Origin of the sequence: Flavobacterium sp. CSZ (genome assembly GCF_015350725.1) — a bacterium.
GTDB lineage: Bacteria > Bacteroidota > Bacteroidia > Flavobacteriales > Flavobacteriaceae > Flavobacterium.
This window is the reverse complement of sequence record NZ_JADKPQ010000024.1, coordinates 40704-60553: the sequence shown is the minus strand read 5'-3', so window position 1 is coordinate 60553 and position 19850 is coordinate 40704. Positions and strand designations below refer to the sequence as shown.

The window sequence follows — 19850 nt, the reverse complement described above, 5'->3', positions numbered from 1 at the left end:
TTTTTTATTTTTTATGTGTTAATATAAATTCTAATTCTTGTTTCCATTTTTGATAAGCCTTCTTGTAGGGTTCCGCATTTTTTAATGGCAAAAAGGTCATAACGTGATCGTTGGTTGTAATGCTTGAACCAAATTTATTGTAATCACCATCTTTTAAACCTACCGCTCTTGCTGCTCCTACGGCTCCTGTTGTATTATAAATTTCGATCTCGTGTCCAATTAACGTTGCGACGGTATTGGAAAAAATCTCTGAACGAAATAAATTATCATTTCCGGCCCTAATCACATTTATTGTCGCGTTATCTTCTTTTAGACATTCCATCCCGTACACAAAGGAAAAAGCAATTCCCTCTAAGGCAGCTCTGAATAAATGTGCATTATTGTGAATATTCAAATTCAGGTTCAAAAAGTGTGTTCCGATGTTTTTGTTGTTGAACATACGCTCGACACCATTCCCAAAGGGCATCACTACTACTCCTTCTGAACCAACATCAATTTTAGATGCTTTTCGGTTCATCGATTCATAGGTTTCATCGCCCATATTGTTTCGCAGCCAGCGGTACTGAATTCCGGCTCCATTGATGTTTAATAATTTACCAATTCTTGGCGTTTCTAATTCGTAATTTACGTGCACAAAATTGTTGACTCTTGTACTTTTTCCAGAATTCATTTCGCCAACCGCATAAAAAACTCCTGATGTGCCGCCAGTTGCAGCCACTTCGCCCGGATTTAATACATTTAGTGACAAGGCATTATTGGGCTGATCTCCCGCTCTGTACACCACCGGGATACCTATAGGAAGTCCTGATTCTTTCGCGCCTTTTTCGTTTAAAACGCCCTGATTGGTAAAATTCTCTACAATATCCGGCGTTAAGGACTGATCGATTCCGTAATAATCCAACAACCAATTGGCTACTTTGTTTTCTTTATAATCCCAGAGCATTCCTTCAGACAAACCGTTTTTTGTAGTTCTAATCTCTCCGGTCAATTTATAAGCGATATAATCTCCCGGTAGCATGTATTTGTAAACCTGATTGTAAATTTCGGGTTCATTTTCCTTGACCCACTTTAGTTTGGAGGCGGTAAAATTTCCCGGAGAATTCAGCAAATGTTCCATACATTTTTCTTGTCCGATCTCCGAGAAAGCAGTATTGCCAATTTCAACCGCACGACTGTCACACCATATGATAGCATTACGCAGTGGATTGCATTGTTTATCTACAATAACCAATCCGTGCATTTGATAAGAAATACCAATTCCCTGAATTTTAGACGCTTCTATATTGGCTTCCCGAATCGCTCTTTTGGTTGCCACACATATGTGTTGCCACCAGATTTCAGGATCCTGTTCTGCCCAATGGGGATGCAATGCCACAATTTCCATTTCGTTTTGCGGTTCGTGCAAAACGATTATTTTTTTTCCTGTTTCGGCTTCTGTCAAGGCAACCTTGACTGAAGAACTTCCGATATCATATCCTATATAATACATAATTTATAATGATTCTCTAAAAATTAAACTTGTTGGCACATAATACTGAACCACCTGATCGTTTGTGATAAATCCTGCCGCTTTTGTTCCTAATTCCTTGAAATCAGTCGAAACAACTGAGATCCCCTTGTATATAAATTTCTTCATAGGCGTTTCGTTGTAAGACAAAAAACCAACATCTGCTCCGGGTTCTAGATCTTTCTCTTTGCATTGTTCTAAAAAGTGCCCTAAAATGCGATCACTCACACTGATATAAGCAATTCCTTTTTCGATGCTGAACTTTTTTGCATCTGTAATAACCTTGTATTCAAAATTAAAATCGGCACAAAACTTCTTAAAAAACTCCAATGTCTCTTTTGGGTGATTGGTATAATCCGGATAAATAAACTGTATGTTTTTATACTTTTTAAACAAATCAACGGCCTGTTCCAACGCCTTATAAAATGCTTTGCCAAAATCCTGAAAAACATAATTATTTTTCTTTTTTGTATGAATGTTCCAATCGATCAGCAACAACTTTTCATTGGCAATCACATCCAAGGTTGTCGAGACCTCTTTATGGTCAAAATTCATCACCACATATTTATAATACTTTCCAACGCTATTATTGATAATGGTTTTAAAAACATCAATATTATAATGATGAAACTGCACATCTGAAATCACATTATCTCCCAAATTGTTTACAAACGAATGGTACAAAACCTCTTTATATGCCTTAAAAGTATCCAGTACCAAAAGTACTTTTCTGGTTTCCCCCAAGACATAATAGCCTTTATTGGGTACAGAATCAATGCTGTTTTGCTCTTTTAAAATAGAATACGCCTTAAAGACCGTATCTCTGGACAACTGATTTGTTTTGCAAATACTATTCACTGAGGGAAGCAAATCTCCCTTTTGCAAAATATTCTCTGCTATCGCATTATTGATTCCGTTGACCATTTGCTGGTATTTTGGAATATCACTTTCGTGATTTATTGTAAAGACAAATTTTTCTATACTTTCGTTTATCATACTGTTCTGTTCTGGTATGCTAATATAGGCAAATGTGTTCACAAGAAAACTATTATTTTTTATATTTATTAAACAATTATAAAAACATTCCCACATTAATTTTACCCATCAAAAGACTTGGTAATAATAAATTTAAAAATTAAAATTAAGTTCTCTTTGCGATAGCATTTCCTGCTGTTTTAAATTGATTCTGTAAAGTTTAGCAGCCCTGTGCGAAACAGCCTCTTCTTTTTCATTTGAATCGTGCACTAAATCCATTTGCAATATCTTTCTTCGAAAATTAGATTTATTGATCTCGATTCCGAGGATTTCTTCATAAAGGTGAATGACTTGTAATAAAGTAAATTTCTCAGGCAACAAATTAAATCCAATGGCACTTTTGCAAATATTCTTTCGCAATTCTTTCAGACTATAATCCAGAATTGCTTTATGCTTATCGTTTAAACCTTTAATTTCGTTAATACCAATCCATACCACATTTGGATTGAAAATATCATTTTCTATATCCTCGATATCTTTTTTTACCATCGCATAATACCCTATCGAAATATCTTCCTGAGAGGATGATGGAGATGGACAGCCAAAAGCTTTCAATTGTTCCAGAAAAGAATTATCAACGCCAATGTATTTTTTTAAAATATTCTGAGCAGTACCTGATATTGTTTCCCCTTCTTTTATGTAATCATTAGCGAGTTCAAATTTTAAATTTCCCTGATTGTCCTTGTGTTTGACCAATAAAACTTTCAGACTTTCACCTTCAAAATTAAAGATCACACAATCAATTTCTATTCTCTTTGAATGATATTGACTGGTAGCATTTTTTCCTTTCTCATCTCCCCTTTCCATAGAAAATAAAATTTTAGCGCATTACTATTATTTTCACCATAAACCGAAATCTTAATCCACCATTCTCCTTATGCCATAAGGATCTATAGTTACAATTGTACCATCTTCGAGATAATCAATTTTGGTCATTTTCATACTTCTTAAATGCGTTACTCCTTTTGACAAACTCGAATCGTGGTAAAATAAATACCAATCGTTATCGACTTTACAAATAGAATGATGTGAAGTCCAGCCTATAACAGGATTCAAAATTCTTCCCTGATACGTAAAAGGCCCATACGGATTATCTCCTATGGCATAACAGATAAAATGAGTATCTCCGGTAGAATACGAAAAATAATATTTGTTATTGTATTTGTGTACCCACGAAGCTTCGAAAAAACGACGATTATTGTCATTGGCCGCTAAAACCTCTCCGTTTTTATCTACTATTTTGATTTCTTTGGGCTCTTCTGCAAATTCCAACATATCATCTCTTAAAAGGGCTACAATAGGGCCTAAAGCGGCTTCGTTGCCCGTTGGCTCTTCATGATCAGGATCGTATTTATTATTTCTGTATTTTTGAAGCTGTCCGCCCCAAATTCCGCCAAAATAAATATAATGTTTACCATCTTCGTCCTCAAAAACGGCCGGATCAATACTATAACTTGCTTTAATAGCATCAGGTTCTGGCAAAAAAGGTCCAACTGGAGAATCGCTTACAGCTACGCCAATCTGGAAAATTCCGTTAGCACGTTTAGCCGGGAAATACAAATAATATTTTCCGTTTTTACAGGCTGCATCAGGCGCCCACATTTGCTTTTCTGCCCATGCAACCTCACTTACGTGCAATGCAACACCATTATCTACCACTTCTGATTGAATGTTTTCCATTGAAAAAACATGATAATCTTCCATACCAAAATGATCTCCATTATCATTGAATGGGATTCCGGCATCAACATCATGGGAAGGATAAATATAAATCTTACCGTTGAATACATGCGCTGATGGATCAGCCGTGTAGATGTGCGAAACTAAAGGTTTCGAAATGGCTAATTTATTAATTTGTTCAAAATTAATTTCTTCAATACTATCTTCAGGCATAGTCGTTTTTATGTTTATTTTAAATAATTAAGCTCTTCTTTGTTTTAGGTCAGTTTCTATCTGTGTTTCCATTTTCTTATTGATTTTATAAAAAAACAACAAGGCAACTCCAACCAAAAATGGAATAGCAGGAAAAATACTCACCAATAATTTTATTCCGTTTATAGCCGTATCTGTTTGCGATGCGGAGTTTGGCACATAATGAAAATATCCTAAAAATAAAGTCGTTAAGGCTCCCCCTATGCTCAAACCCGCTTTTAAACCCACCATCATGGCCGAAAATATAATAGCCGTTGCACGACGATTGTTGAGCCATTCTGAGTAATCAGCAACATCTGCGATCATTGCCCAAAGAATTGGAATTGTAATCCCGTAAAAAAATCCGTGCAGGATTTGGGAGAAAAACATCAAACTGATAGATTGTGGCGGAAAGAAATAAAATGCAAGGACAAATAGGGTCGAAATAAATAAAAACAATCTGAATACATTTCGCTTTCCGTATTTATCCGCAAGATTTTTAGACAATGTAATGCCGACAATCATAAAGATAATACCACCAGCATTAAACAATCCAAATCCCGCCGACACAGGATCGTTTCCAAAATAATTTAATCCCAGATTGGACAACACCTCTAAAATGGGCTGAATAAAAAGGGCCAACTGTTCTTTATTGACATAGTTTTCAAAATAGTACACATATGAACCTCCTTTCATTGCCAGGGTTATAAAAACCAAGGTCGTAAGTGCTAGCATGATCAGCCAGGGCGTATTTTTCTTTAAATCGTTTAAATCTTCTTTAATACTTGATTTTTGTTCCGGCTTTGGAATAATACGCTCCTTAGTTGTTAAAAATGTGATCAACAACATGATCGTACCTATTATAGCCAGTACTGTCATCACTTTTTCGATACCCACAGCTTTATCTCCGTTTCCGGCACTTTTAATAATACCAAGCATGAAAACCTGAACAAAAAACTGTGCAAACATAACTGCCACAAAACGATACGAGGACATACTATTTCTCTCACGCATATCACCTGTTATTACTCCGCTTAAAGCAGAATAAGGTAAATTGTTACCTGCATAAAAAAGCAGTAACAAAGTGTAGGTTACTATGGCATATATTACTTTTCCGTGATAAGAAAAATCAGGAGTTGTAAAAGCCAATAGCGCAATAAAACCCAGAGGGATTGCAGTAATTAAAATCCAGGGTCTGAACTTGCCCCATTTTGTACTGGTTCTGTCTGCCAAAACACCAATGATAGGATTAAAAATAAAGGCTGCAATTAAACCCACCACCAGCATTATTATTGAAGAATCTCTTGGCGATAATCCGTAGATATCCGTATAGAAATAAGCCAAATAGGTCATCAGGGTCTGGAAAACTAAATTTGCTGCCAGGTCGCCTAAACTGTATCCTATTTTTTCCTTTATAGATAATTTTTGAGAAATGTAATTCATTATTGGTTTGTGGTTATTTTGGTTAATTCAAAAATCAAAAACAGCTTTTGATTTTATAATAATAAGAATTTATTTTATCATTTTTCTGGTTCGTTTTATTTGAATCTAATATTTAAAAACAAGTTATTTTATTTCAAACAATCGGTTGTGTAAAATTAGATAAAAAAACATATTATGCAAATTTAATATGTTTAATTATTACAATAATATCAAAAACAACCGATTGTAAAATAATTCATAAAAAACAAGTCTTTTTGACCTCTAAAATTATTTTTTTGTTTCTTTTAATTCCAGAACACTATTGTACGCTTTTTTAGGTTGCAGCTTTGTATCGAACAATAATGGATAATTTGTACGTCCTTTTATAGGCCAGTCATTCAACCAAGACTGTCCGTCATGAACTCCCCAAAATGTCACACGGCTGATTTTATCTTTATGCTTTAAGAATATCTTGAAGATTGAAGCATAACGATCTGCAAGTTTTACCTGAATAGAATCTGGAAGTTTTTCCGGATAAGGATTCATTTTTGCACTTCCTTCAAAATTCTGATTGACATCTGCTCCTTTTAAATCCCACGGATTGGGAAGCACTGTAATATCAAGTTCAGTAATCGCTACTTTAATACCAAGGGCAGAATAGGCCAGAATACTTTTTTCGATTTCATCTAAAGAAGGACTCGCCAGCCTCCAATGTCCCTGAATACCAACGCCGTCAATTTTTCCACCCGCTGCTTTTATTTTTTTTATCAACTTAATTGCTCCCTCTCTTTTGGCCGGTTCTTCTATATTATAATCATTATAATATAAATCTACTTTGGGATCGGCAGCAGCAGCTAGTTTAAAAGCATCAACAAGATATCTCTCTCCAAGTGTACTCAAAAAAACAGACTTTCTCAAAGTACCATCTTCGTTTAAAGCTTCGTTGACAACATCCCATGAATTGATTCTTCCTTTATATTTAGAAACAATTGTTGTAATATGATCTTTCATGAAAGCTTTCATCTCTGTGCTGTCTTTAATTTTTTCCATCCAGGGAGCCAACTGACTATGCCAGATCAGAGTGTGACCGTGAATAAACATTTTGTTTTTTTCACCATAGGCCACAAATTTATCTGTTAAGGCGAAGTCGTATTTATTGGGAAAAGGATGTACAAACATCGACTTCATACTATTTTCTGCTGTTATAGCATTAAACTCTTTTTTGACCAATGAATCTACTTTGACATCTTTTTCCTCAATTTGATCGGCACTTAAAGCTGTCCCGATATAAAAATCATCTTTATAGCTGTCTTTCAAAGAGATTGTTTTTACTTCTTGTTTTTTCGCATTACAACTGCTTAATATCACAAGAGATACCAGTAGTAAATAATAATTAGTAAATTTCATTTTTATGGTTTTAGGTTAATAGTTCAATTTTATTTTTTTTATTCGGCTGGCAAATGGGTTAATTTATAAGCAATTCCCATTTCTAAACCTCTTAACTCAGCAAGACCTTTTAATCTTCCCGACAGAGAATATCCCGGATAAGTTTCTTTTGTTTGATCAACCGAATGCAGGAAACCATGATCCGGACGCATAGGCAAACTCACTTTTGTCTTGTTCATTAACAAAAGAAGTTTCTCTACAATGACTTCCATTTTAGTATCACCTTTTAAATGCTCTGATTCTCTAAAAATGGTTTCGCTCTCGCGCAAGGTATTTCTAAGATGTAAAAAGTGAATGCGATCTCCATAATCGTCTATAATTTTCTCGAGATTATTCTCAGGATTCGCTCCTAAAGAACCGGAACAATAACACAAGCCATTTAAATTGAATGGAATTGCTTCAAAAATTGCTTTAAGGTCATCCTCTGTAGAAACTATTCTGGGTAAACCTAACACCGAAAATGGCGGATCATCGGGATGAATGGCTAATTTGGCACCATATTCTGAAGCAGTCGGAGCTATTTCTGATAAAAAGTGAATGAGGTTTTCTCTTAGTTTATTATTATCAATATCAGCATAATGATCCAGCAATGAAAGGATTTGCTCTGCTGTAAAATTGATTTTACTTCCCGGCAATCCCAGCAATACATTCTTAAAAAGTAAGGCCTTCTCAGCTTCTGAAAGCTGATCACCAAATTTCAGTGCATTTTCTTTCTCCCTCTCAGTGTAGTTGCTTTGGGCATTTGGTCTTTTTAAAAGAAAAACATCAAAATAAGTAAAAGCATCCTGATTGTATAACAAGGCTTTGCTTCCATCTTCATTGATAAAATTATGATCTGTGCGAACCCAGTCTAAAATAGGCATGAAATTATAGGTGATGATTTTAATACCGCAATCCGAGAGGTTTTTGATACTCGTTTTATAATTTTCAATAAACTGAACGTAATTTCCACTTGCTCTTTTTATTTCTTCATGAACCGGCAAACTCTCCACCACCGTCCATTCTAAACCTGCATCTCTAATTATCTGCTGTCTTTCCTGAATGTCACCTACCTCCCAAACCTCTCCAGCCGGAATTTGGTGCAAAGCAGTTACGATTGCAGTTGCTCCTGCTTGTTTAATATCAATCAGACTTACATTGTCGCTGGGTCCAAACCAACGCATCGTTTGTTGCATTTTGATCATAATAATTGTAATTTAAAATCCAATACTATTGCCCCCATCAACAGGCAAAACAGTTCCTGTTGTAAATTTAGATTCACTTGATGCAAAGTAAAAAACCGCATCAGCAATATCAGATGGTTCGCCTAAAATCCCCATTGGCGTTCTGCCCAATACTTTATTTTTTCGCTCAGGATCACTGTCTAAAGCTTTTGCTGACATTTTTGTTTTTATAAAACCCGGAGCCACACAATTTACACGAATTCCAAACGGAGCCAATTCTACCGCCATTGCTCTTGTCATAGACTCAATTGCACCTTTGCTGGCTGAATACGCAATTACTTTTGGAATTCCGTATTGTGAAGCCATTGAACTTATATTTATGATATTTCCCCCTTGGTTTTCTTTCATGTTTCTCACCACAGCTTTACTCACTGCAAAAACACTCAAAAGATTGGTATGGATTATCGATAGAAAATCTTCATCCGTTACATCCAGAAATTCTTTTTTCAGATTGATTCCGGCATTATTTACCAAAATATCAATCGTATTGTTTTTAGTTATGTTGTCAATCATTGCCGGAATTCCGGCGATATCATTTAAATCGTATAAAACCGCAATAGCATTCTCGCCAATTTCCGCGCAAGCCGCTTGTGTCTTTTCTTTTGATCTTCCAATGATATAGGTTTTGATTCCATTATCACATAATTTCTTTGCAGTTGCAAAACCTAAACCTGAATTTCCTCCCGTTACAATGGCTGTTTTTGTACTCATTTTATTTTATTATTATATAATTAATTTCCCGGTGCAAACGGAAATTTTAATGATTTGAAATATTCTAATGTATGTGTTGATTTCTCTACTCCTGCCGGTAATTCCTGACCCGAATATTGCTGAAAATAAAGCAAACACGCATCACGCCACCATTTTGCTTCCTTATACTGAATCTCCAGTAACATTTGCACTTCCTTAAAACGTTCGCTGTCGACATATTTTTCGGTTTTATTCCAGATATTTTGCATTTCCTGGACCTGATTTACACCTTGCTGATATTTTAAAGCCAGACCATTCCAAAGTGTTTGACCATTTTTCAGTTTATAATCCCACGATACATGATGAAACCATAATAAATCTACTTCAGGACAAGTCTGGAGATTATCAAAAATCTTTTCCTGTTCCGGTGCATATTGAGCCGTGGCATTAGTCCCTGTTTTTGATCGGTCGAAACCTATTCCGTTTTTATCTGCTTTATGATAATAAGTCGGATTCCATTCCGGTCTGGATAAATTAGAAACCCAGGGTCCCGGACCATAATGATGCCTGGTATCCATAATATGATGCAAACCAAGTGGTGTCATATAATTTACAACCGCTTCTCTTGATGTGATCATCATTTCTTTAATTGGTTTGATGAAATTTTCATTGTTCGAAAAAGTACCTCTCAGCCATTCATCAGCAATTATTTCTGAATCTAGATAGGGATCCCAGGCCAATCTCCCAAAGCCGTACCAGTTTGCCTGCGCAAAAGGATGACCCGTCCAGTTTAAATCGTTTCCTATATTTGAAACTCCTGCAATTCCAGTGAGCTTTTGTGGGCTCAAAGAACCATCAATCACTTTGGCAACCGTCGCCCCTTTACCCTTTTGGTAGGTATCTGATGCTAAAACTTCCTGAAATAATTTTGGCAGGTAAACCAGATGTGTACTAAAACCCAAATATTCCTGAGTAATCTGAAATTCCATCATCAAAGGCGTTTTGGGCATGGCGCCAAACAAAGGATGAAAAGGTTCTCTGGGCTGAAAATCTATCGCCCCATTTTTTACCTGAACAATTACATTGTTTTTAAATTTCCCGTCATAGGGCTGAAATTCAGCGTAAGCCTGTTTTGCCCGATCATTGGCATCGTGTTCAGAATATACAAATGCTCTCCACATAATTACGCCGCCAAAAGGCGCTACAGCATCGGCCAGCATATTGGCACCGTCAACATGATCTCTTGCGTAATTTTGAGGTCCGGGTTGTCCCTCAGAATTTGCTTTTACCAAAAATCCTCCAAAATCCGGAATTCTTTTATAGATCTCTTTTGCTTTATCTTTCCACCAATTTGCCACTGCAGCATCTTTTGGATCTGCTGTTTTTAAACCTCCAATTTCAATTGGCGCCGAAAAACGGGCTGTTAAATAGACTTTGATTCCATAAGGACGAAACACATTGGCCAAGGCTTCCACTTTTTCTAAATATTCTGGAGTCAGGATCAAAGCATTCGCATTTACATTGGTCAAAACTGTTCCGTTAATTCCTATTGAAGCATTTGCTCTGGCATAATCAATATAACGCTGATCGATAAAATCAGGCAGTTTTTGCCAATTCCATAAAGAGAAACCAGCATAACCGCGCTCGACAGTTCGATCTAAATTATCCCAATGATTTAATACCCTGAGGTTTATTTTGGGAGAATCAACAATATTTAAATTTTTGATTGATCTCTGAGTTTGCATTAATCTTAAAAAACTATAGACACCATATAAAACCCCAACATCATTTTTTCCGGTAATGACAATTTGTTTTTTATTTTTTATTGAAATAGATTTAATAATAAAACCTTCGTTGTTTATGTTCTGGAAATCTGATTCAAGTACTTTTTGCAAGTCTAAATTTAAAGCAGTTTGAGAACCTACAATTAAATTATTCTCTCCTTTGATTACTGACCCAATTTCAGGTTTATTGCCCAACATATTCGATATTCCCGTTTCTAATTCGGCTAAGGAAATTCTAGCCGTTTGAGAACCTCCCAAAGAAACAATACCCTGAAGATTGTTTTTGTATTCTGAAGCCATTACAGCATTTTGTATCTTATCGTATTGAAGCCATAATTTATAATCCTTTTGTGCTGACGCGCTCCAGGTAACTATAATAAATAATGCTAATAATCTAAAAAAAGTCTTTTTTATACAGCTCATTTAATTTTATCTTTTTTTGTCTTTAATTTTAAACATAAATTACTTATTGCCATTTAAAACAAACCTATCAGCAGAAAAAATGCTAAAAAAATATGTTATTAAAAATATTACAAATATCGCAATCGGTTGTGCTAAAATACAAAAAATAAGCAATAAAAAAATAAAAAAGTGTTTTACTTCCTGCTTGGGTCTATTTAATCAGCTTTAAATATTTAGATCATTAGACTATTTTATATAAAAAAAACCTGCTAACATAAAATTATATTAACAGGTCTTATTTAAATTTAAAAATATTGCTTAAATCTTCCTTGAGGACTCACGAATTAGTACCTGCGTATTCAAAAAAGTAATTTCTTTTGCATCCTCTTCTTTAGCCGATTTTAGATTTTTAATAATTAACTCGGCAGCAGCTTTCCCCATTTTCTCGGCAGGATGGGTTATGGTCGAAATGTTAGGTTCAATTATTTCTGAGATTGGATCGTTATTAAATCCTATAACTGCAAACTCTTCAGGTACTTTAATACCTCTTTTTTTTGCAGTCTGAACAGCACTTACCGCCAGGATATCTCCAGGAGCAAATAGGCCGTCCGGCGCTTCTTTGAGATCAAATAAATAATTACAGGCCTTTACACCTTCTTCATAAGTCATTTGTTTTAGACTTATGATTAAGTTCTCATCAACAGGCAAATCATGCTCTAGCAAAGCATCAATATAACCTCTTTTCCTTTCATTATAAAGAGTACCAAATTCTGACCCGGCAGTTAAGTGGGCTATCCTCTTGCATCCTTGTTCTATTAAATGTTTAGTCGCCTTGTAACCCGCCAGGTGATTATTAATTACAACTCTAAAAGTGTCATAATCTCTGGGAACCCTGTCAACAAATACAAGGGGAATATTATTATTTGAAAACTGCTTGAAATGAGAAGTATCTTTTGTCTCCATTGCCAGAGAGCAAATAACCCCGCTTACGCGGTTACTATATAATGATTTAGCCAAATCTACTTCTACCTCATAAGAGTCATGCGACTGCATAATAATCACTGAATATTCTGATTTACGGGCCGCAATCTCAATACCACTGATTAGAGAGGATAAAAAAGGCTGGGTAACTGTTGGAATTAAAATACCGATAGTTCTAGACTTATTACCACGCAAACCAGCCGCTAAAGTATTAGGAACAAACCCCATTTCCCTGGCAGTCTGCTTTACTTTTTTTATTGTCTTATCACTTAGACTATGGTGATCTTTTAAAGCTCTTGAAATTGTTGATGTAGCAAGATTCAATTTCTTGGCAATATCATAAATCGTTACATGCTTGTGCTCTTCCATAAATTAAAATACTATAAGGAGTAAATGTAATTATTTTAGCGACACAATAGAAGATTCTTTAAAAATTAAGCCTGTTGAATCACTTACAATAAAATCTTTTGATGCACGAGATCTTCTTTAATTATTTTTGAAACTTTATTTTTTACTTTCAAAAAAATAGTATTTCTTTACACAATCGGTTGTTTTTAAATTATAGAAAAAAATCAAATTCAGCACTTTAATAATCAATAAAAGACAAAGCTAATGGGACCAAAAAAATTTACTTACATAATCGCCCTGATCATAACTTCTTATTGTTATGGACAAGAAAAAACAGAAAAATTTTCATTTCAGAATCCTGAATTAACTTTTGAAGAACGGGTAAATGATCTTGTAAAACATTTGACACTAGAGGAAAAGGTATCCCAGATGCTGAATTCTTCTCCTGCAATTTCAAGACTGGGAATACCGGCTTATGACTGGTGGAATGAAACATTACATGGTGTAGCACGAACTCCTTTTAAAACCACGGTTTATCCTCAGGCAATTGCGATGGCTGCAACATTCGATAAAAATTCTCTTTATAAAATGGCTGATTATTCAGCCCTGGAGGGAAGAGCAATCTACAACAAGGCCGTTAAGCTAAATCGAACCAACGAGCGCTACCTTGGATTAACCTACTGGACACCCAACATTAATATTTTTCGTGACCCACGCTGGGGACGCGGACAGGAAACCTACGGTGAGGATCCTTATTTGACAAGTGTTTTAGGTGATTCATTTGTTAAGGGGCTTCAGGGAGATGATCCTAAATACTTAAAAGCTGCCGCTTGTGCAAAACACTATGCCGTACATAGCGGACCTGAATCTTTGCGCCACACTTTTGATATTGATGTGACTCCTTATGAACTCTGGGATACCTATCTTCCTGCCTTTAAAAAATTAGTAACCGATTCTAAAGTAGCTGGGGTTATGTGTGCTTATAATGCTTTTAGAACGCAGCCTTGTTGTGCCAGTGACATCCTTATGACAGATATTCTTCGTAACCAATGGAAGTTTGAGGGCTATGTAACCTCAGACTGCTGGGCAATTGACGACTTTTTTAAGAATCATAAAACGCATCCCGATGCAGAATCAGCTTCAGCAGATGCTGTTTTTCATGGTACCGATATTGACTGCGGCACAGATGCTTATAAAGCGCTGGTGCAGGCTGTAAAAAAGGGAAAAATCAGCGAGAACCAAATTGATATTTCTGTAAAACGTCTTTTTATGATACGTTTCAGACTTGGAATGTTTGATCCTGCTTCAATGGTAAAATATGCCCAAACTCCTGATTCTGTTCTCGAAAGCAAAGAGCATAGCAATCATGCCTTAAAAATGGCCAGTCAATCAATGGTTTTACTTAAAAATGAAAAAAATACACTGCCACTGAGTAAAAATTTAAAAAAGATTGTGGTTTTGGGCCCTAATGCAGATAATTCAATTTCTATTTTAGGAAACTACAACGGAACTCCAAGTAAATTGACAACTGTTTTGCAAGGGATTAAAGAAAAGCTGGGTAAAAATACAGAAGTGGTTTATGAAAAAGCGGTTAATTTTACTAATGACACTTTATTAGTATACAAGGATCTTAAAAATCAATATTCATACGAAGGCAAGCAGGGTTTTAAAGCACAATATTATGACAATGTGGATTTGTCTGGAAAGCCAGCCGCAGTGAGAACAGAATCAGAAATTAATAACTTATGGCAGGAAGGTGAAACTGTTGTTAATAATATTAAAGCAAACCATTTTTCTGCCCGTTATACCACTGATTTTAAGGCTAACGAGGATGGCTCTGTTACTTTTGAACTCAATGCTGATGACGGGTATCGCTTTTTAATTGATGGAAAAGAAGTAATAAACGCATGGGATAAAAACAGATGGGGAGAAAAAACATTTAAATTAATGACCAAAAGGGATGTAGTTTATCATTTAGTTTTAGAATACTGGCAGGGAGAAGGAAAAGCAAACGTAGCGTTAAATACCGGAAATTTTGAAAAAACTGATTTTACAAAATTGGCAGATCGAAATAAAGATGCAGACGCCTTTATTTACGTTGGGGGAATATCTCCGCAGCTTGAAGGAGAAGAAATGCCTGTTAACTTTCCCGGATTCTCAGGAGGCGACCGCACCTCTATCCTGCTCCCGGAAGTACAAACCCGATTGATGCAAGGGCTAAAAACCTCCGGAAAACCAGTTGTTTTTGTTATGATGACCGGAAGCACAATTGCTATTCCGTGGGAAGCAGAAAATATTCCTGCAATCCTTAACGCATGGTATGGAGGTCAGGCAGCAGGAACTGCGGTAGCCAATATTCTTTTTGGAGATTATAATCCCGCGGGAAGATTGCCTGTAACATTTTACAAAAGCGATTCAGACCTATCGGCTTTTGTTGATTACAGCATGGATAATAAAACGTATCGTTATTTCAAAGGAAGTCCTCTTTACGGCTTCGGATATGGTTTGAGCTATACTTCTTTTAAATACGATCAATTGAATATTTCTTCAAAAATAAAAAACAATGAAAGCCTTTCAGTCTCTGTAAGAATTACCAATACTGGCAAAAGTGAAGGCGAAGAAGTTGCCCAATTGTATCTATTAAATCAGAATTCAGCTGTAAAGACATCAATTAAAACTTTAAAAGGATTTGAAAGGTTTAATTTAAAATCAGGCGAAAGTAAAACAATCACCTTTAATCTTTCTCCTGAAGATCTGTCTTATGTTACATCCGAAGGAAACTTAAAACAATACGAAGGAAAAATTAAGCTTGCAATTGGAGGGTCACAGCCAGATGAAAAAAATGAAATAAAAAGTAATATCGTTTCTAAAACAATTCTGATAGAGAAATGATAATGCTAACCTGAATTAAAAACACAAAGTAAATGAGTAAATGAGTAAATTACTAAAAATAAAACAGGGATAAATCTTTTTCAAATAAAATCAGAAAAATTATGAGCATCATTAACAACTACGACAATTTCTTTCTGCCTGTCGAGAATCTTGACATGGCCAAAGAGTTCTATAAAAACAAGCTTGGGCTTGGAATAAAGTTTGACTTTGCAGATAAAGGTATGACTGCTTTTAAAGTTGGCAGTAATGAACCTGCAATTATTGTGAGCACCATTGAAAATGCAAAACCTGCAATTTGGTTCACAGTCGATAATGTTCAGGAAGCTTACCAAGACCTAAAACAAAAAGGAGTTATTTTTTTAAGTGAACCCTTCGAGATTATGACGGGCCTTTGTGTTGAGTTCACAGACCCGTTTGGAAATAAATTGGGATTGACAGACTATTGTAAAATGCCAAAGTTGAATATTCAACCTTAATTTCCAATAAAAGGTAACACAAAATATTAGGACAAACATTTAAATATTGAACAATGAAAAAGATAAGTTTCATGTTATTTATTGGATTAATTCCTGTGATTGTCTTTAGCCAAAAAATTACAAAAGTGTGGGAGTCAGATTCCCTGTTTCTCAAACCAGAGTCGGCACTTTATGATCCTTCGAGGAAAATTATTTATATCTCAAATATAAACGGTGAATACCTGGCCAAAGATGGAAATGGATTTATTTCAAAAATTAAAACAAATGGAGAAATAGAGCTATTGAAATGGGTTGATGGATTGGATAATCCACAAGGTATGGGGTTATATAAAAACAAATTATATGTTGCAGACATCAACAGAGTGGTTCAGATCAATACCAGCACTGCTAAAATAGAAAAAATATATAAAGTTGATTCTGCTAATTTTTTTAATGATATAACATCCGATACCAACGGAGATATTTACATTTCTGATTGTTTTGATAATAAGATTTACAAAATATCAAATGGAAAAATAAAAGTATGGCTGGAATCTGATTTTCTCTCTAAGCCAAACGGGTTATTGTGTACAAAAGATGATGTCTTAGTGCTCAATATGAAAAATCAAACTGCTTTTGCTATAAACAAACTCACTAAAAAATCTCGTGAATTTTTTAATGGTATTGATAATTTAGATGGTATTGTTAGTGATGGTGCAAACGGATATATCGTTTCCGGGGCTTGGCAAGGGCAGCTGTTTCATATCGATTGGCAAGGAAATAAAAAACTCATTATTGATTTAGGTAAAGAACAAATCATTACTGCCGACATTGAGTATATTGTAAACGAAAATTTATTGATAGTTCCAACTTTAAATAAAACAGTAATTGGATATAAACTCATGAAATTTAGCATCGAAAAAAACAAATGAAATTATTACATTGCAAAAAAAAAAATAACATGTTAAAAGAAATTGAAAATTTAATTCCACATAGAAATCCTTTTTTATTTGTCGATAAAATAACATCATTTTCAACTGAAACAATTATTGGTATTAAGACATTTGATCAAAGAGATGTTTGGCTAAAAGGAAGTGTTCCTAAATCAGATTATATTCCTGGAACAATTTTGATAGAATCAATGGCTCAATGTGGAGGTGCAGGAGTTAAACTTTTAGGAATAACAGATGGAATTTTTGGTCTTGTTAGTATTGAAAATGCTGAATTTTTTGCAACTGCAAAGTTTACCGATAATATTAAATTTGTAATACAAAATATTCGTCTAAGCGAAAAAATAATTAAGCAGTCCGGAATTGCTTACGTAGGAGATAAAGAGATCATTAAGGCAACCTGGATGTGTGTTAAATTACAATAGTAAAATTCGTGACAACGTAATTATTACATATATGCGAAGCAATCTAAATTACAGCAAATAAGCTCAATGCTGTAAACTTAAAGGCTACCCAAACTCTCCCTGTTCAATAAGATTTTCAATACAATACTCAGCGATAGCAGTAATAGTCATAAAAGGGTTAACACCAATGGTACCCGGAATTAATGATCCGTCAATTACATAAAGATTGTCGTGCTCTTTAAGCTTACCATACAAATTGGTAGATTCACCTAATACACAACCTCCCAGAGGGTGATAGCAAATATTGGCTCCAAAACCATTTTTAAACAGCAAGTGGCTTCTTGTACCGCCATTGGCACGGTTCATTTTACGCACAAAATAGTTTGCATTCGCTTTCATCTTTAATGTGTGGCTTTCATTCCAGTCCAGTGCAAGGCGGTTTTGTGCTTTATCATAGCTTACCGATCCCTTTTTATCCACCCTATTGATAAGTAGATATAATGCAGTTGCTACATCTACCCCCATTGGTAAAGGCGCAATTTCTGTAAAAAATGAATGTTCACTATCATCCCAATTATCTACCCCACCCACAGGAATGGTTGATTGCAGCGCTCCCGTTCCTCCCGATAGAGGCCTGACCCAGTTTCTGCCTGTCATAATATTACCATTGTTTCCCCAATTTTTCCCTACCGTGCAATCAAGAGCAAAATTATTTGCAGCCTGTGAGCTCAGCAGCAATTTTAAGGTTCCCATAGTACCGGCACCTAGCAATAACTTCTGGCAGCTAAAAATTTTATTGGCAAGAGTTTTTCCCGAGGTATCAATTTGTCTTACATCCAGGCTGTAGCTTTTGTCTTCATTCCTTGTTATTGTATCAACACAATGAAGGTCGAGAATTTCGAGGTTGCCTGTAGCCAATGCTTTTTGAAGATAGGTTTTATCAAGGCTGTTTTTACCATGATTGTTACCGTAAATTACTTCGGTATTTAAGGCAGATCGCGGTACTTCATTTTTATATTCCCTTTCCATGTATTTAAAGTCATATACATTGGGTACACGCACGGTCTTAAAACCGGCTTTATGCGCTTCAGTTTCTCCAACACGGGTAAATTTATAGTAAGGACAATCTTTTATAAATTGCTCATCAATAACATTTACTTTTAACTCTTTGCTGATCAGGGGGAAATAAAAGCTGTAAAATTTTTCGGCATCAAGGTGCGGAAAAACTTCTTTAAAATAATTCTCTTTAGGAATCACTGCCATTCCGCCATTTACTATCGAACCGCCTCCAACACCTCTGCCAACCCAAACATCTATATGTTTAAAATTCAACTTGTCTAAAGCTCCGGTAAAAGGTTTTAATGGAAAAATATTCATAAACGGAGCAATAGTTCTTTTTTTCAGCCAGGCGGCACTTCGAGCTGGTTTTAATAAACCCGAGTATGGAATCCCTGATTCTTTCCAATTGATCCCCATTTCCAGAATTAATACTTTTTTCCCAGCCTCACAAAGGCGTAAGGCCGCAACAGCAGCTCCATATCCCGAACCAATTATGATAACAGGTCTGTTGCTTTCTATCTGCTTTTTGAGCGGTTGCGCTCCCGGATATAAAAATTTCGATTTTGAAAAATATGATCTACCCCAAGTTAATAGACCAACAAGGGTCTTTTTGGTTCTATACATGAGTTTGTTTGCTTAAATAGTATTAGAAAAATTTAATTGAGATGCCTTTACCGAATTACCGTAGATATTGACAGACCTAAAACATCTGACAATGGTCAGGAATTTATTTGGAAACTCGTATCCATCGTTCTGTTCTGCCAATAATTGAGATGCCAATGTAACCTCGCAGGTCAAGTTTGTTTGCATCTTTGATTTTGATGGTGCAGCTATACGTTTTATCTTGCTCCGGATCATGCGCTTCTCCCTGGTACTCTATAGCGCCTTCCTTCTTAAGCCCTGTCAGGATTAGTTCACCATGAAATTTTTTTGCTTTCTCGCTCTGGTCTTTTGTCCATATTAATTTTCCGTAATACAATTGATCTTTTGCCTTGTAAATCTGGATTTTGCTAATACCATCCTTGGTAAGCCAAATACCTGTAAGATCTTGCGAATGGGCATAAAAACTACCTGCTATAACCAATACGGCGGTAAAGCAGAATCTAATAAATAATCTCTTTTTTGTTTTCATAATAAAATAGCTAAAAGGTTAAAGTTGAATTTGTAACCATTGTTAGGAAACAGCAAACTCAAATCAGGCTTTATTAAAAAATAGAAACCAAATAATTTAAGTTTCTAATTTTTTAAATAGTAAAATTTGAACAGTTTGCTTAGAAATATACAATGCGTTACTTTTGTTACAGGTTGCAAATTCAGAGCCAGAATCAAAAATTAAATTTT

The 19850-nt window shown here is 35.3% G+C and carries 16 protein-coding genes; 4 read left to right on the top strand and 12 right to left on the bottom strand.

Annotated elements, in window-relative coordinates; all coding sequences use genetic code 11:
- Nucleotides 1–4: 4 nt before the first annotated feature.
- The 10 genes from IRZ78_RS22555 to IRZ78_RS22510 all read right to left on the bottom strand — a co-directional run bounded on the left by IRZ78_RS22555 (nucleotide 5) and on the right by IRZ78_RS22510 (nucleotide 12770).
- Nucleotides 5–1489: an FGGY family carbohydrate kinase gene (locus IRZ78_RS22555; protein WP_194619163.1), complete on the bottom strand. Its 1485-nt coding sequence runs from the start codon at nucleotides 1487–1489 to the stop codon at nucleotides 5–7.
- 3 nt (nucleotides 1490–1492) lie between these two features.
- Nucleotides 1493–2503, bottom strand: coding sequence for a GntR family transcriptional regulator (locus tag IRZ78_RS22550; protein WP_194619161.1), 1011 nt, complete (start codon nucleotides 2501–2503; stop codon nucleotides 1493–1495).
- A 132-nt stretch (nucleotides 2504–2635) separates the two neighbouring features.
- Nucleotides 2636–3349: an NUDIX domain-containing protein gene (locus tag IRZ78_RS22545; RefSeq protein ID WP_194619159.1), complete on the bottom strand. Its 714-nt coding sequence runs from the start codon at nucleotides 3347–3349 to the stop codon at nucleotides 2636–2638.
- A gap of 51 nt (nucleotides 3350–3400) precedes the next feature.
- Nucleotides 3401–4435 carry a glycoside hydrolase family 43 protein gene (locus IRZ78_RS22540; protein WP_194619157.1) on the bottom strand — a complete coding sequence of 345 codons (1035 nt, stop codon included), beginning with the start codon at nucleotides 4433–4435 and terminating at the stop codon, nucleotides 3401–3403.
- Between the two features lie 27 nt (nucleotides 4436–4462).
- Complete coding sequence (locus tag IRZ78_RS22535; protein ID WP_194619155.1) at nucleotides 4463–5896, bottom strand: MFS transporter; 1434 nt, start codon at nucleotides 5894–5896, stop codon at nucleotides 4463–4465.
- 267 nt (nucleotides 5897–6163) lie between these two features.
- Complete coding sequence (locus IRZ78_RS22530; protein ID WP_194619153.1) at nucleotides 6164–7282, bottom strand: endo-1,4-beta-xylanase; 1119 nt, start codon at nucleotides 7280–7282, stop codon at nucleotides 6164–6166.
- A 38-nt stretch (nucleotides 7283–7320) separates the two neighbouring features.
- On the bottom strand, nucleotides 7321–8496 hold the full coding sequence (uxuA, locus tag IRZ78_RS22525) for a mannonate dehydratase (protein ID WP_228520577.1): 1176 nt from the start codon (nucleotides 8494–8496) through the stop codon (nucleotides 7321–7323).
- A gap of 21 nt (nucleotides 8497–8517) precedes the next feature.
- Nucleotides 8518–9255, bottom strand: coding sequence for an SDR family oxidoreductase (locus IRZ78_RS22520; RefSeq protein WP_194619148.1), 738 nt, complete (start codon nucleotides 9253–9255; stop codon nucleotides 8518–8520).
- Between the two features lie 20 nt (nucleotides 9256–9275).
- On the bottom strand, nucleotides 9276–11441 hold the full coding sequence (locus IRZ78_RS22515) for an alpha-glucuronidase family glycosyl hydrolase (RefSeq protein ID WP_194619146.1): 2166 nt from the start codon (nucleotides 11439–11441) through the stop codon (nucleotides 9276–9278).
- A gap of 297 nt (nucleotides 11442–11738) precedes the next feature.
- Nucleotides 11739–12770 (bottom strand): LacI family DNA-binding transcriptional regulator, encoded by a 1032-nt coding sequence (locus IRZ78_RS22510; RefSeq protein ID WP_194619144.1) that lies wholly within the window; start codon nucleotides 12768–12770, stop codon nucleotides 11739–11741.
- 243 nt (nucleotides 12771–13013) lie between these two features.
- Between IRZ78_RS22510 and IRZ78_RS22505 the strand changes: the two genes are divergently transcribed.
- The 4 genes from IRZ78_RS22505 to IRZ78_RS22490 all read left to right on the top strand — a co-directional run bounded on the left by IRZ78_RS22505 (nucleotide 13014) and on the right by IRZ78_RS22490 (nucleotide 17471).
- The gene (locus IRZ78_RS22505; RefSeq protein ID WP_194619142.1) at nucleotides 13014–15641 is read left to right on the top strand and encodes a glycoside hydrolase family 3 C-terminal domain-containing protein; all 2628 of its coding nucleotides are present in this window, start codon (nucleotides 13014–13016) and stop codon (nucleotides 15639–15641) included.
- A gap of 101 nt (nucleotides 15642–15742) precedes the next feature.
- Entirely contained in the window at nucleotides 15743–16117 is a 375-nt protein-coding gene (locus IRZ78_RS22500) for a VOC family protein (RefSeq protein WP_228520571.1), read from the top strand.
- 53 nt (nucleotides 16118–16170) lie between these two features.
- Nucleotides 16171–17028, top strand: coding sequence for an ATP-binding protein (locus IRZ78_RS22495; RefSeq protein WP_194619140.1), 858 nt, complete (start codon nucleotides 16171–16173; stop codon nucleotides 17026–17028).
- Between the two features lie 29 nt (nucleotides 17029–17057).
- Nucleotides 17058–17471 (top strand): beta-hydroxyacyl-ACP dehydratase, encoded by a 414-nt coding sequence (locus tag IRZ78_RS22490; protein ID WP_194619137.1) that lies wholly within the window; start codon nucleotides 17058–17060, stop codon nucleotides 17469–17471.
- Between the two features lie 84 nt (nucleotides 17472–17555).
- Here IRZ78_RS22490 and IRZ78_RS22485 read toward each other — a convergent pair whose 3' ends face one another.
- Entirely contained in the window at nucleotides 17556–19133 is a 1578-nt protein-coding gene (locus IRZ78_RS22485) for a GMC oxidoreductase (protein ID WP_194619135.1), read from the bottom strand.
- Between the two features lie 103 nt (nucleotides 19134–19236).
- The gene (locus IRZ78_RS22480) at nucleotides 19237–19641 is read right to left on the bottom strand and encodes a DUF2147 domain-containing protein (RefSeq protein ID WP_194619133.1); all 405 of its coding nucleotides are present in this window, start codon (nucleotides 19639–19641) and stop codon (nucleotides 19237–19239) included.
- Nucleotides 19642–19850 lie beyond the last annotated feature (209 nt).

Coding starts and splice junctions, on each gene's coding strand:
- IRZ78_RS22505 (WP_194619142.1), top strand. CDS start 13,014: ATGGGACCAAAAAAATTTACTTACATAATCGCCCTGATCATAACTTCT.
- IRZ78_RS22515 (WP_194619146.1), bottom strand. CDS start 11,441: ATGAGCTGTATAAAAAAGACTTTTTTTAGATTATTAGCATTATTTATT.
- IRZ78_RS22495 (WP_194619140.1), top strand. CDS start 16,171: ATGAAAAAGATAAGTTTCATGTTATTTATTGGATTAATTCCTGTGATT.
- IRZ78_RS22480 (WP_194619133.1), bottom strand. CDS start 19,641: ATGAAAACAAAAAAGAGATTATTTATTAGATTCTGCTTTACCGCCGTA.
- uxuA (WP_228520577.1), bottom strand. CDS start 8,496: ATGCAACAAACGATGCGTTGGTTTGGACCCAGCGACAATGTAAGTCTG.
- IRZ78_RS22485 (WP_194619135.1), bottom strand. CDS start 19,133: ATGTATAGAACCAAAAAGACCCTTGTTGGTCTATTAACTTGGGGTAGA.
- IRZ78_RS22550 (WP_194619161.1), bottom strand. CDS start 2,503: ATGATAAACGAAAGTATAGAAAAATTTGTCTTTACAATAAATCACGAA.
- IRZ78_RS22500 (WP_228520571.1), top strand. CDS start 15,743: ATGAGCATCATTAACAACTACGACAATTTCTTTCTGCCTGTCGAGAAT.
- IRZ78_RS22535 (WP_194619155.1), bottom strand. CDS start 5,896: ATGAATTACATTTCTCAAAAATTATCTATAAAGGAAAAAATAGGATAC.
- IRZ78_RS22545 (WP_194619159.1), bottom strand. CDS start 3,349: ATGGAAAGGGGAGATGAGAAAGGAAAAAATGCTACCAGTCAATATCAT.
- IRZ78_RS22555 (WP_194619163.1), bottom strand. CDS start 1,489: ATGTATTATATAGGATATGATATCGGAAGTTCTTCAGTCAAGGTTGCC.
- IRZ78_RS22540 (WP_194619157.1), bottom strand. CDS start 4,435: ATGCCTGAAGATAGTATTGAAGAAATTAATTTTGAACAAATTAATAAA.
- IRZ78_RS22510 (WP_194619144.1), bottom strand. CDS start 12,770: ATGGAAGAGCACAAGCATGTAACGATTTATGATATTGCCAAGAAATTG.
- IRZ78_RS22520 (WP_194619148.1), bottom strand. CDS start 9,255: ATGAGTACAAAAACAGCCATTGTAACGGGAGGAAATTCAGGTTTAGGT.
- IRZ78_RS22530 (WP_194619153.1), bottom strand. CDS start 7,282: ATGAAATTTACTAATTATTATTTACTACTGGTATCTCTTGTGATATTA.
- IRZ78_RS22490 (WP_194619137.1), top strand. CDS start 17,058: ATGTTAAAAGAAATTGAAAATTTAATTCCACATAGAAATCCTTTTTTA.